This is a genomic window from Eubacterium sp. BIOML-A2, from assembly GCF_009680135.1.
Lineage (GTDB): Bacteria > Bacillota > Clostridia > Lachnospirales > Lachnospiraceae > Faecalicatena > Faecalicatena contortus_B.
This window is the reverse complement of sequence record NZ_WKZK01000001.1, coordinates 138,341-151,401: the sequence shown is the minus strand read 5'-3', so window position 1 is coordinate 151,401 and position 13,061 is coordinate 138,341. Positions and strand designations below refer to the sequence as shown.

12 protein-coding genes are annotated in these 13,061 nt (G+C 42.4%); all 12 read left to right on the top strand.

Features of this window, described 5'->3' with window-relative positions:
* The first annotated feature begins 9 nt into the window (after positions 1–9).
* The 12 genes from cas5c (at position 10) to GKG43_RS00530 (ending at position 13,042) form a co-directional block, all read left to right on the top strand.
* A complete protein-coding gene (cas5c, locus tag GKG43_RS00585) occupies positions 10–732 on the top strand; it encodes a type I-C CRISPR-associated protein Cas5c (protein WP_055151095.1) in 723 nt (240 codons plus the stop codon).
* A 12-nt stretch (positions 733–744) separates the two neighbouring features.
* On the top strand, positions 745–2,667 hold the full coding sequence (gene cas8c, locus GKG43_RS00580; RefSeq protein ID WP_070102321.1) for a type I-C CRISPR-associated protein Cas8c/Csd1: 1,923 nt from the start codon (positions 745–747) through the stop codon (positions 2,665–2,667).
* Positions 2,648–3,496 (top strand): type I-C CRISPR-associated protein Cas7/Csd2, encoded by an 849-nt coding sequence (cas7c, locus tag GKG43_RS00575; protein ID WP_055151088.1) that lies wholly within the window; start codon positions 2,648–2,650, stop codon positions 3,494–3,496. The genes cas8c and cas7c overlap by 20 nt, the downstream gene beginning before the upstream one ends.
* A 235-nt stretch (positions 3,497–3,731) precedes the next feature.
* Positions 3,732–4,760 carry a LacI family DNA-binding transcriptional regulator gene (locus GKG43_RS00570; RefSeq protein ID WP_055151085.1) on the top strand — a complete coding sequence of 343 codons (1,029 nt, stop codon included), beginning with the start codon at positions 3,732–3,734 and terminating at the stop codon, positions 4,758–4,760.
* Between the two features lie 153 nt (positions 4,761–4,913).
* Positions 4,914–6,005 carry an autoinducer 2 ABC transporter substrate-binding protein gene (locus GKG43_RS00565; protein ID WP_129878309.1) on the top strand — a complete coding sequence of 364 codons (1,092 nt, stop codon included), beginning with the start codon at positions 4,914–4,916 and terminating at the stop codon, positions 6,003–6,005.
* A gap of 70 nt (positions 6,006–6,075) precedes the next feature.
* Complete coding sequence (locus tag GKG43_RS00560; RefSeq protein WP_129878307.1) at positions 6,076–7,560, top strand: sugar ABC transporter ATP-binding protein; 1,485 nt, start codon at positions 6,076–6,078, stop codon at positions 7,558–7,560.
* A 12-nt stretch (positions 7,561–7,572) separates the two neighbouring features.
* On the top strand, positions 7,573–8,595 hold the full coding sequence (locus GKG43_RS00555) for an ABC transporter permease (RefSeq protein WP_129878305.1): 1,023 nt from the start codon (positions 7,573–7,575) through the stop codon (positions 8,593–8,595).
* Positions 8,595–9,587, top strand: a complete 993-nt coding sequence (locus tag GKG43_RS00550; protein WP_129878303.1) for an ABC transporter permease — start codon at positions 8,595–8,597, stop codon at positions 9,585–9,587. The genes GKG43_RS00555 and GKG43_RS00550 overlap by 1 nt, the downstream gene beginning before the upstream one ends.
* A gap of 15 nt (positions 9,588–9,602) precedes the next feature.
* Positions 9,603–9,950 (top strand): L-rhamnose mutarotase, encoded by a 348-nt coding sequence (locus GKG43_RS00545; RefSeq protein ID WP_129878302.1) that lies wholly within the window; start codon positions 9,603–9,605, stop codon positions 9,948–9,950.
* A gap of 18 nt (positions 9,951–9,968) precedes the next feature.
* Positions 9,969–10,553: an RpiB/LacA/LacB family sugar-phosphate isomerase gene (locus GKG43_RS00540; RefSeq protein WP_129878301.1), complete on the top strand. Its 585-nt coding sequence runs from the start codon at positions 9,969–9,971 to the stop codon at positions 10,551–10,553.
* A gap of 275 nt (positions 10,554–10,828) precedes the next feature.
* Positions 10,829–12,148, top strand: coding sequence for an ABC transporter substrate-binding protein (locus GKG43_RS00535; RefSeq protein WP_129878300.1), 1,320 nt, complete (start codon positions 10,829–10,831; stop codon positions 12,146–12,148).
* Positions 12,149–12,172: 24 nt separating this feature from the next.
* Positions 12,173–13,042: a sugar ABC transporter permease gene (locus GKG43_RS00530; RefSeq protein ID WP_055151071.1), complete on the top strand. Its 870-nt coding sequence runs from the start codon at positions 12,173–12,175 to the stop codon at positions 13,040–13,042.
* Positions 13,043–13,061: the final 19 nt, after the last annotated feature.

Sequence of the window (13,061 nt, the reverse complement as noted above, 5' to 3'; positions counted from 1 at the left end):
GAGGAAAAGATGGAGCACAGAAATTCAGTAGAGTTTGAAGTGACGGGAAAGTACGGGATGTTTGCAGATCCCGTCACCCGGGTCGGCGGAGAAAAGTTTAGTTATCAGGTTCCGACCTATGAAGCGTTGAAGGGGATTTTACATAGTGTATACTGGAAGCCGACTCTGATTTGGATCATTGACAGTGTGCGCGTCATGAATCCTATTCAGACAGAGACAAAGGGCATACGTCCTATAAAATATTATAATAATAAAAATGATCTTTCTTATTACACATACTTAAAAGAGTGCAGATATCAGGTGAAGGCACATTTTATAATGAACGAGAACCGACCGGAGCTGAAAGAGGACCGCAATGAGCACAAGCATCATAATATTGCCAGACGCATGATTGAAAGGGGCGGCAGGAGGGATATCTTTCTTGGAGCGAGAGAGTGCCAGGGGTATGTAAAACCCTGTGTGTTTGGCCAGGGAGAGGGATTTTATGACGATATTTCCGAGATCAACTTCGGTACAATGTATCATGGGATCACATATAGTGACGAGGCATATTCGGAGGAGACAAGAGGAAAGATGTCTGTACGTTTTTGGCAGGCTGTCATGAATAACGGGGTGATTGCATTTATACCTCCCTGGAAATGCATCCACAGGCCGGTACGTGAGATGAATATCAAAAAGTTTGGCGTGAAGCAGGAGAACTTTTCTGTGATCCAAGAGGAAGAGGTGATGTAACAGATGTCCTGGATGAGCCAGATTTATAAAACGTATGAAGAAAATGTAGGAAAGGGACAGAATCCGGACGAACAGATGACGCCGGTGGCGCATATGAACGCAAATGCACAGATTGAGGTTACACTGAGCTGGCGGGGAGAGTTTCTGGGCGCAGTAAAGGTAGAAAAAGAAGATGCCGTTACGCTGATTCCCGTCACAGAAGCATCTGCCGGAAGAAGCTCGGGGAAGACGCCCCATGCATTGTGTGATACGCTTTCCTATGTTGGGGGGGATTATTGTCATTATTGTGAAAATGAGAAGGAGAGGAAAAGCGCTGAGGCCAAGTATAAACTCTATATGGAAGCCCTGAAAAAGTGGAGGGAGTCAAAATACAGCCATCCCAAAGTTGAGACAGTACACCAATATTTGTTAAGAAAAGAGCTGATTCGGGATTTGGTGAAAGCGGGAGTAGTTGAGCTGAAAGAGGATGGTACATTCCAAAATAAAAAATTAAGCGGGAAGCCTTATGAAAAAGCACTGGTCAGATTCAGAGTACTGAGCACAGAAAAGGAAGCTGACGGCACATGGCAGGATGCATCACTGATTCAGGCCTATACGGAATATTATTTTGCCAACCAGGATGGGAAAAGGGATATCTGTTATTTTCTGGGACAAGAAAGCGCAATTTCCCAAAACCACCCCAAGGGAATTGTGGCGGCTAATTATGGTGCGAAACTTATAACTGCAAATGATAAGCAGGGTTATACTTACAGGGGAAGGTTTCAAGATGAAGAGCAGGCCCTTGCATTTAGCTATGAGGCGTCTCAGAAAATACACAGTGCGCTGACATGGCTTGCAAAGCAACACGGAGCCTATGCGGGGACGCAGGACAAGAGGCTTTTTATCTGCTGGAATCCTGAGGGGAAAAAGGTACCGTCCATTTTTGGGGATCTGGGACTTACGGGGGATGATTCTGTGGAGGCTGAGGAACCGAACTACCGGAAAAAGCTGATCAAGACATTTCAGGGATACAGAAATCAGTTTGATGAATCAGATTCCGTAGTGATCATGGGACTGGATGCGGCCACCACGGGGCGCCTTTCTGTTACGTACTATTATCAGTTAATGGCCTCCGATTTTTTCGATAGAATTACATACTGGGGAGAGACTTGTAACTGGTTGCTTTTGAAGTTTGACGGGCAAAATCATCCTTATTACGGTATCGAGACGCCTACTTTTGAAAGAATTGTAAAATGTGCGTTTGGACGCGAAAGGGATAGCTCCCATGGGAAGAGCAGATTCATTGAAATAGGTGATAAGCTCCTGAAGGAACAGATACAGAGGTTGGTGAAATGCATGGTAGAAAAGCGGCCTGTCCCGTACGATCTGGTACAGGCGCTGGCGGTACGTGCATCCACGCCGATGGCTTACACAAGAGGAAACAGGGAAAGAGTCTTATCGACAGCGTGTGCAATAATCAGAAAATACTATTACGAGAGAGAAACGGAAAAGAAAGGGGAAGAGGAGTATATGAAGCTGAATTTAGAAAACCATGACAGAAGTTATCTGTTTGGAAGATTATTGGCTGTGCTGGAGAAAGTGGAGAGGCTGACCTACGACAGGGATGAAAAACGTGAGCCCAATGCGATCCGTCTGCAGTCGGCTTACGTCAATCATCCAATGCAGACGTGGAAGGTATTAACAGATCAGTTGAATCCATATCTTCAGAAGCTGCACCCAGAGGCGAGAAAGAAATATAAGGATATGATTACCGATATTGTTACTGCCCTTGAGGAAAAGGATGAACAGCAATTGAACAGGGGATTAGAAGAAACATATCTGATTGGATATTATCTGCAGCGGGCAGAATTGAATAAGCGTGTAGATATAAAGACAGGAAAACAAAATACAAATGATCATGAGGAGGCAGGAGAAAATGAGCATCTTACAGAATAAGATTGATTTTACAGTGTTAGTTAAGGTCATCAATGCAAACCCAAATGGTGATCCGCTTAATGGAAACCGTCCAAGGACGACGTATAGCGGTCAGGGAGAAATATCCGATGTATGTATAAAACGGAAAATCAGAAACCGTCTGCAGGATATGGGAGAAAATATTTTTGTACAGTCAGCAGAACGCAGTGATGATGGTTATACATCTCTGAGTGAAAGGGCTTCCCAAAATATAACCCATTACCAGTCGGATGATGACTATGCAGAACAGGCATGTGAAAAATGGATAGATGTACGTACCTTTGGGCAGGTATTTGCCTTTAAAACAAAAGATAAAAAAGAGGGTGTTTCAGTAGGGGTGAGGGGGCCTGTGTCAATTCACCAGGCTTTAAGCTGTTCACCGGTAGATATTAACAGCATGCAGATCACAAAAAGCGTTAATGGGGAACCATCTGAAAAGAGAAGCTCTGACACAATGGGGACGAAACATCTGGTTGAATTTGGCCTGTATAGAATTAAAGGTTCTGTAAATGTCCAGCTGGCAGAAAAAACTGGATTTTCGGAGGAGGATGCCGAAAAGCTGAAGGAGACGCTTTGTACACTTTTTGTAAACGATGCATCTGCTGCAAGACCTGACGGAAGTATGGAGGTTGTGAGCGTATACTGGTGGAAACATAATAACAAAATTGGGCAGTATTCGGCAGCCAAAGTGCACGACTCATTAAAAATATCCTTGAAAGAAGGAGTAGTGATTCCGTCTTCGGTCGAGGATTATGAGATTAGGCTGGAGGAATTACCGGCATTGGAAGCTGAGGTAATTTCGGGAATGTGATTAAGTCCACGGCGGTGAGTACGGTGGTGGCTATGGTTTATTGTAAGATGAAGGCGAAGAGGCGGAGGGCTTGATTGCTCTCTGCTTTTGAATTTAATTAGTAAAGATAACTAAAAAAGAACGATTATTATTGTGAATAATGGACAAAATATAAAATTTTGTTGACAAATTTAAATACAAAGAGTTATAATCCACTTATAAATGAAACGTTTCAATTAAAGCATAGAGGTAAAGAATGTCAGCAATAAAAAAAGAAAAAACAACAATCACTCAGGTAGCAAAACATGCAGGTGTGTCAATTGGAACTGTTTCAAATTATCTGAATGGAACTGCTCAGGTTTCCCCACAGAAAGCGGAGAATATCCAGGCCGCGATCGATAAATTACATTATACCCCGGATACGGTTGCAAGCTCTTTAAGGAGGAAGAACAGCAAGACGATATATATCCTGACGCCAAACCTGAATAATACATTTTACACGCGGATTATCAGTTCCTATATGGCATATGCGTACCAGGCGGGATATACGGTACAGATTTCCGGTTACGAATACTCTGCCGAAGTGGAAAAGAAGCAATTGGCTGCTCTTGAAAACTGCAAACGGGGAACCATTGTAATCATCTTTAATGGCAGTAAAGATGAAGCGGAGATCAGGAGGCTTATGCAGAATGATATCCATGTCATATTAGCCGACCGGAATGCAGAGGGTTTAAATGTATCCAGTGTATCATTTGATAACCAGGATATGTTATATACAATTGTAGAAATGTTAAAGAAAAAGAATTACAAAAGAATTGGCTTGTTTATAGAACCTGTTACTTTATCGAACTTACAGAAAAGATATGAACATTTTTTAAAGGCTTCCGAAAAATTTGGCTATAAAAATCCTTTAGATAATGTATTTACGGATAAAAGTCTGGCTCTTAATAAATTACACAGCAGTTATATTTTTATGAAAACAATTCTGGAAAATCATAAGAAAAAAGATTTGCCGGATGCCTGGATTGCCTCATCGGATTACCTGGCGATTGGTATGATGCGGGCAATGAATGAATTGGGATACCGTGTTCCACATGATTTTGGGATCATAGGTTTTGATAATCTGGATATTTCAGGGTATGTAAACCCAAGGCTTACGACTGTGGAGCAGAATCAGGAACTGTTCGGCGAAATGCTATGGAAGGTAACAAAGAAGCTGGTTAAAACACAGGAGAATCAACATTTGGTAATTCCACAAAAATTAGTTGAAAGGGAATCCTGTTAAAATAATATGTATTGCGTAAGCGGTACATTTATTTTTATAAAATATTGAAACGTTTCAAGATGTGCTTTACCGGGTATGTCAGCTATTATTTTTTGTATACGTTTTGAAACGTTTTAATATAGAAACCCAAAAATATTAAAGGAGGAACAGGAAATGAAAAAAGGTATCGCAGCATTATTATGTGCAACAATGGTATTGGGTCTAACGGCTTGTGGATCTGATACAAAGGAAACGTCCGGAGAGAAAAAGACAGAAGAAACAGCGGCATCAGAAAGTGTGTCATCCTTGGCGTCAGACGAGGCCGTAAAAAAGGCCTCAGAGGAGGGGTGGGAGATTGCCGTAGTGCCGAAGGATTCTACAAACCCATGGTTCGTAAGAATGAATACAGGAGTAGAAGAATTTGCGGATCAGACAGGTGTCAACTGCTACCAGATTGATACAGGTGAAATTGATGCAACGCATCAGGCTCAGATGGTCGAAGATTTGATTGCCCAGGGCGTAGATGCAATTTGTGTGGTTCCTGTAGATGTGCAATCCATGGATGTGGTACTTAAAAAAGCCCAGGATGCAGGAATTGTAGTAATCGCCCATGAAGGCGCAGAACTGAAAAATGTAGACTATGACATCGAGGCTTTTTCGAATGCAGGGTATGGCGCTTTTATTATGCAGAATCTGGCAGAAGCGATGGGAGAAGAAGGTGTGTATACCACTATGGTGGCATCGTTGACAAATGGCTCACATAATGAGTGGGCGGATGCTGCAGTTGAATATCAGAAAGAACACTATCCTAAGATGACTTTGCTGGAAGAAAATCCGCGTGTGGAATCAAATGATAATGGAGACACAGCATACAATGCAGCAAAAGAACTGATTAAGACCTATCCGGATCTGAAGGGGATTTTAGGAACTTCTTCCTATGACGCGCCGGGTGTCGCTAGAGCAATTCAGGAGCTGGGACTGCAGGATAAATTCTTTACTACAGGGACAGGCATGCCGGCGGATAATGCGGAGCTGCTTAAATCGGGTATTATTAAATCTCTGACTTTATGGGATCCGGCCATGTCCGGCGAAGCTATGGTTTCACTGGCTTGTAAAGTTCTGGCAGAAGAGAGTATCACAGCACCATTAAACCTGAATGTAGACGGATACACAGAGATGACAGAACGTGAAGGTTCTAAAACCGTACTGGAAGGTCAGGGCTGGGTCACAATTGATGCAGATAATGTAGATAGTTTTGGTTTCTAATAAACTTTAAGAATCGGAGCGCCGCTTCGGCGGCGGTTCGATTCTTTAAAAAGCGAAGAGGAGGACGCATATGTCAGAGTGTTTGTTAAAGGCAGAACATATTCAAATATCATTTGGAAATGTCCATGCACTCAAAGATGTTTCATTGGAAATCGTTCCTGGAGAAATTCATTGTCTGGCAGGTGAAAACGGCTGCGGAAAATCTACACTTATTAAAATCATCTCGGGTGTACACCAGCGCAGCGGGGGGACCATCGAATTTGATGGGAAAAAACTGGAAAAGATTACACCAATTGACGCAATCAATATGGGGATTCAGGTTATTTATCAGGATTTCTCTTTATTCCCTAATTTGACTGTAGCAGAAAACCTGGCATTAAATTCAGAATTAGCATCAGGCAAAAAAACAATCAGTTGGAAGAACGTAAGGAAAATCGCGGAAGAAGCAATTAAAAAAATCAATATGGATATTGATTTGGATGAAAAAGTAAGCCGTTTATCTGTTGCCCAAAAACAGATGGTAGCAATCAGCAGAGCGCTTATGTTCAATGCAAAATTGATTATAATGGATGAACCAACGACTGCATTGACTAAAAAAGAAGTAGATGCACTATTCAAAATCATATTAAAACTGAAAGAACAAGGGATTGCAATTCTCTTTATCAGCCATAAATTAAATGAAGTATTTGAAATATCAGACCGGTTTACAATCTTTAGAAATGGAGAGATGGTGGCAACTGGAAGAACGGATGAATTAGATGATAAGAAATTTACCTACTATATGACAGGACGTGAATTCGCAGACAAAACTTTTGTTCCTGAAAAAGTCACAGATACACCTATTTTTGAACTAAGGAATCTTTCTTTGGAAGGTTCATTTAAAAATATCAGCCTTACTTTACGGGGAGGTGAAATCCTGGGGATTACAGGTCTTCTGGACTCAGGCCGTACGGAACTTGCGCTGTCTATGTTTGGGCTGAAGCCCGCTACATCGGGGGAGATCATCCGAAATGGAAAACCTGTAAAAATCACAAATCCGAGAGAGGCCATTGCCAACAAAATAGGATATGTACCAGAAGACCGTCTGTCGGAAGGGTTGTTTTTACAGAGATCCATTGGTGACAATATTATTATTTCTGAGATCGATTCTTTAAAGAAGAAAAATGGCCAGTTTGATCTGAAAAAAAGAGATGAAGAAGTAGACCGATGGGTAAAAGAATTCGAGATAAAAACAAAGAATCCGGATAATCCCGCAACCACCTTATCAGGCGGAAACCAGCAGCGCATAGTTTTGGCAAAATGGCTGGCATGTAATCCGGATGTTCTGATCTTAAATGGCCCGACAGTCGGTGTTGATATTGGATCGAAACATGATATTCATGCAATCCTTCAGCGATTAGCCCAAAAAGGCCTGGGTGTTATTATTATTTCTGATGATCTCCCGGAAGTAATACAGAACTGTTCACGCCTTTTAGTCATCAAAGAAGGTTCTATAGTTGCCGAATATGATACTCAGCAGGTAAAAGAACAGATGATTATTGATGCAATGATGTAAGGAGACAGGCGAATGAATAAAAAATTAAAATCAACATTTAAATCCAATGAAATATACATATTTCTCATTATAATTGCGTTAGGAATCTTGGTGCAGATTCGCTCGGGACAGTTTTTTACCGGAAATAATATGGTGGATTTGCTAAGTGCGATGATTGTACCCGGAATGTTTGCGGTGGCGGAATTCTTAGCGATCATTGCCGGAGGCATTGATGTATCTTTTCCGGCATTGGCTTCTCTGTCTGCATATGCATCCACCAGGATTTTGCTGGACCAGAATTATGGCGGCAATGTGGTTTTGGCTTTTGTGATTGCCATGGCGATTGGCGCGCTGTTAGGCGCTGTAAATGGTTTTCTGATTGGTTATCTGAATCTCAATGCTATGATCGTTACATTAGGTACTTCCAGCGTATTTCAGGGATTCATGCAGGGAGCACTGCGGGCAAAACAGTTATCTGTTATACCAGCTGGTATGAAAGAATTTGGGACAAATTCGTTTATCACAGCAACGAACAAAACGAATAACCTGACTTCCATCCTGCCCTACACTTTTATTATTTTGTTGATTGTTTGTACAGCGATGTTCCTTATCCTGCGGTATACGATTTTTGGACGTGGTATCTATGCGATCGGAGGGAATCCGGTCAGCGCACATACGGTAGGATTCAATGTAAAACGAACAAAATTTTTCATGTATATTATCATTGGCATGATTGCAGCAGCAGGCGGTATCTGCCGTGTATGCATGATGCAGCAGATGCATCCGACCAACATGCTTGGAATGGAAATGAATATTATTGCAGGTGTTGTGCTTGGCGGAGTTGCGCTGACTGGCGGGGCCGGAACCCTGATCGGATGCATACTGGGTACATTTTTGATTATACTGGTTCAGAACTCTATGATTCTCCTGGGCGTGCCGACTACATGGAGTAACGTGTTTGTTGGAATCGTAATTGTTGTGGGCGTGGCATTAAGTGCATACCAGTCTATCAGGACTGAAAAAGCAAAAAGTAAGATGGTAAAGGAGGCAGCATAATGGAGAGAGTAAAATGTTTTTATTCAAAAAACCGGGAAGTGAGCCGTCTTTTTATTATTATGATTGCTTGGCTGATATTTATGCTGCTGACACAGGCCGGTAAGTTTTTTACAGGTGCAAATTTCCTGACTATGGCAGGACAGTTCCCGGAGTATGGCCTGATGGCATTAGGAGGCATGCTCTGCATGATGACCGGAGGAATTGATTTATCAGTAGTTGGAACAGCCAATATGACAACGATTATCAGTGTCTACGTGCTGAACTGGATTTTTGGTGTAGACGGAACGATGCCGGCAGGCTTCTCTGTTGTGATATTTCTGATTGCCATACTTACCGGCTGTGTGATAGGGGCTTTTAATGGTTTTCTGATTTCGGAATTAAAGGTGCCGCCTATTTTGGCCACCTTAGGAGTAAATCAGCTGATTACCGGTTTGTGTATTGTTATTACAGGGGGGGCGGCTGTATCTTCCTTCCCAAAACAATTTTGCGATATTTTTTCAACGAATTTGTTTGGCATTATTCCGGTTCGTGTAATTGTCTTCATACTGGCGGCTGTTATGATCTGGTTTATGCTGGAGAGAAGTACCTATGGGACGAAATTGAGGTTATATGGATCAAGCGCGCATGTAGCGGAGTTTTCCGGAATAAACACAAAGAAATTAGTTTTTAAAACCTATATGGCTTCGGCTGTTTGTGCCTCTATAGGCGGTCTGATGATGCTTAGTACATACGCATCTGCAAGAGCAGATTATGGGAGTAATTATACCATGCAGTCAATTCTGCTGATTGTGTTGGGCGGTGTCAGCCCGAATGGCGGGAAAGGCAGATTATCTGGTGTGGCTGCGGCAATCATTCTTTTAAAATTTATAGAATCAGGTATTAACCGTTTCAGAAGCGTTTCCACATACTATGTAACACTGATTTGGGGCGCGGTTTTAATCCTGGCTCTTGTAATAGATTATTTTAGTGCACGTCCTAAAAAAGTAAAATAGTATGGGAGAATAACTATGAGCAGAAAAGTTTTTGGGCAGATTGGCCGGCTTAAAAAAGATAAAATCCAGGAGTATAGAAAGCTGCATATGGATGATGTACATACACCGCATTGGGAAGGGGTGCTGCGCATGATTCGTGACTGCAATATACGGAACTACAGAATCTTTATGAAAGACGATTTAGTTTTTGGATATTTTGAATATGTTGGAGACGACTATGAGGCAGATATGGCAAAGATGGAAGCTGATGAAGTGACCAGGCAGTGGTGGAAACTTACGCGCCCCTGTTTTACAGAATATTCAGCTTCAAGTAAGGAAGCATTTTATGAGGACATGGATCAGATCTTTGATTTTGCAGAATAGAAAGTAGAGGCGATTATAATGAAAACAATTAAAGACAAACAGATTCTTGTTGGAGCAGATTTTGCAGGATTTCCATTAAAGGAGGCGGTTGTAGCTCATTTGAAGGAATATGGATGGACCGTAACAGATGTAGGGGTTCAGTCTGAGGATGACAGTAGCACAGAATTAATGTTTCACAGAATTGGACTTCGTGTTGGTTCCATGATATCGGAAGGAGAATTTGAACGCGCATTAATTTTTTGCGGAACTGGAATGGGGATCCATATTGCGGCTAGCAAGTGTCCGGGGGTATTTTCCGGCGTGGTGGAAAGTGTACCGGCGGCACTTCGTGCGATTACAGGGAACGGAGTAAATGTACTGGCAATGGGAGCCTTTTATGTAGCACCTAAGATGGGATGCGATATTGCAGATGCGTATCTGAGTAATAATCTGGGTGATGGGTATGAGTGGTGGCCCAATTTTTATGAATTTCATAAACTTGCGTGTGATGAACTGAACAGCTTTGATTATAACAGATATAAAGAAAGCGGGTATAAACTTGAACATTTGGGAGATTATCCTTTAGAGCTGACGCAGGATCCGAGGCTTTTCGGCTGCAGGTAGAAATGAGAAAAATTATATACTTTAGATCAATAGAAAAGGTTTGATATGCTCCCTTCCGGGCAGCAAGTTGAAGTAATAAGGACTTGCGCTTGGGAGGGAGCATATTTTATGGGAAGAAATAGCAGGGGAGCGGCAGAGAGTATAAAAATACACCCCTAAAGTATAAAAAACGACTCTTATAAGGCAACTGGAATCCGTATATAATAGATTCAGGATATCCGAAGAAGAAACTCATTTAGCAGTGAAAAAGTGAAAAGTACGTGGGAGGGTTCATCATGAAAAGAAGATTAAAAAAATTAGCTGCATTTGGTTTGGCAGCAGTTATGACAACTGGTATGCTGGCAGGCTGCGGCAGTGGACAGGCCGACAGTGAAAAAACAGATTCCAAAGAAGCGGATAAGTCAGCAAAAAATGAGAATACGCTGGAGGTAGAGGTTATCTACACGGGTCAGCCGCTGGATCAGTTCCGGGAAGTTTTGGACGGATTCACAGAAGAGACAGGAATTGGAATTGAATTGGTTACACCGGGTTCAGATTATGAGGCTGTTATGAAAACAAGGATGGCATCAGGAGAAATGCCGGATGTTTTTGTGACACACGGCTGGTCTATTGCAAGGTATAAGGAATACCTGACAGCCTTGAATGACGAGGAGTGGTACGACAGAATTGATGATCCGGTTCTGCCCATTATTTCTGACGACGACGGCAGCATATACGTACTGCCTGTCAGCCAGGTGACAAACGGTGTTGTATATAATAAGACGGTGCTTGAAAATGCAGGAGTAAATGTCGGTGATATCCGCACTATGGACGATTTTAAAGATGCCTGTGAGAAGATTAAAGCTTCCGGGGTTACCCCATTTTTCGTGGAAGGAAAAGACACCTGGACTGCAGCGGTTCTCTATAATGCGATGGCGCCGGCATTCTATACCACAGAAGGCTGTAAATACCCATCCGGTGAGGAGCTGAAAGATGGAACCTTCGACTGGGATACAAAAGGAAGCTGTGTTCTGGAAGAAATCGCAGATATGGTACAGGCCGGATACTTTAATAAAGACCTTGTTACCGCTGATAATGCGGCAACCCTGACAGCTCTGGGGGAAGATGCCTGTGGATTTAGTACCGAGGTTGAGATTGTGAAAGTATTAAACGTAGCTCCGGATGCACAGCTTGGGATCATGCCGATTCCATGTACGACTGAGGAGGGTAAATCCCAGTATATGATCGGGGAAGGAAGCTGCTTTGGAATCTGGAAAGACACAGAAAAGATGAAGGAAGCAAAACAGTTTTTAAATTACCTTGCAAAACCGGAAGTGGCAGACAAGATCATGGAACTGGACGGAGGGCTGCCCGCTCTTAAGGATATGAACACGGAAAATGTAAGCTACAAGGCCTTTTCAGAAAGCCAGGAAATCTTTGAAGGTGATATCTTCTACGATAATCTGTTCGACCGGGAATATTTCCCAAGCGGAATGTTTAATGCAGATGCGGATGCAGTGATCGAGGTTTTTATGGACCCAACAGAAAAAGGGGTTAACGCCGGACTGCAGCATTTAAAGAGTACGTTCCAGGATAAATATGTAGCAGCAGAGTAAGCAATGTAAAGGAGTGAAACCAAAGTGAGGAAACGAGCAGTAAAAATGAGCTGCTTTTACATACCGGCCATTTGTCTGATTTTGTTTTTTGTAGTGAGGCCTTTTTGTGAAACGGTTTATGTATCTTTGTGTAAGTGGAATGGGTATTCGCCGGAAAAAATCTTCATAGGACTTGAAAACTACAAGGCAATGTTTTCGGACAAGCGTCTCTTGACGGCATTTATTAATACACTCATATACGGTTTTGTGTCCACTGTGCTTCAGAATATCATCGGATTGGGGGCGGCATTGTTTGTCAATTCCCGTTTTAAGGGCAACAACCTGATCCGTGTGGTGATCTATATGCCGATTATGATATCAAGCCTGATTATGGGGTACATCATGTATTTCTTTTTAACCTATGACAATGGTGTGCTCAACGATATTCTGGGGATATTTGGCAAGGGGGCAGTAGATTGGCTGGCAGACGGAAAGAATGGAGTATTGTTCATCACCATAATTAATACCTGGCAGTACGCGGGATATTGTATGATCATATATCTTTCCGGGCTTCAGAATATCTCGAAAACATATATTGAGGCGGCAGAAATTGATGGAGCAGGCTCATTTGCACGTTTCCGGTACATTACCCTGCCCATGCTGATTCCGGCCATCACAAGTGCTGTAATGATCGACCTGATCGGCGGACTGAAAATATTTGACGGCATTATATCATTGACAAACGGCGGGCCGAATTACAGCACGCATTCGATGATGACGTATTTGAACAGCCAGTATTTTCTGGCGGAGAAAGCGGGTTATGCATCTGCCATAGGTATTACCACCTTTGTTATGATTATGGTGGTCGCTCTGTACAGCAATCACTATTTAGAGAAAAAGAGTATCGAAGCGTAGAGAAAGCGGGACGGTTAAC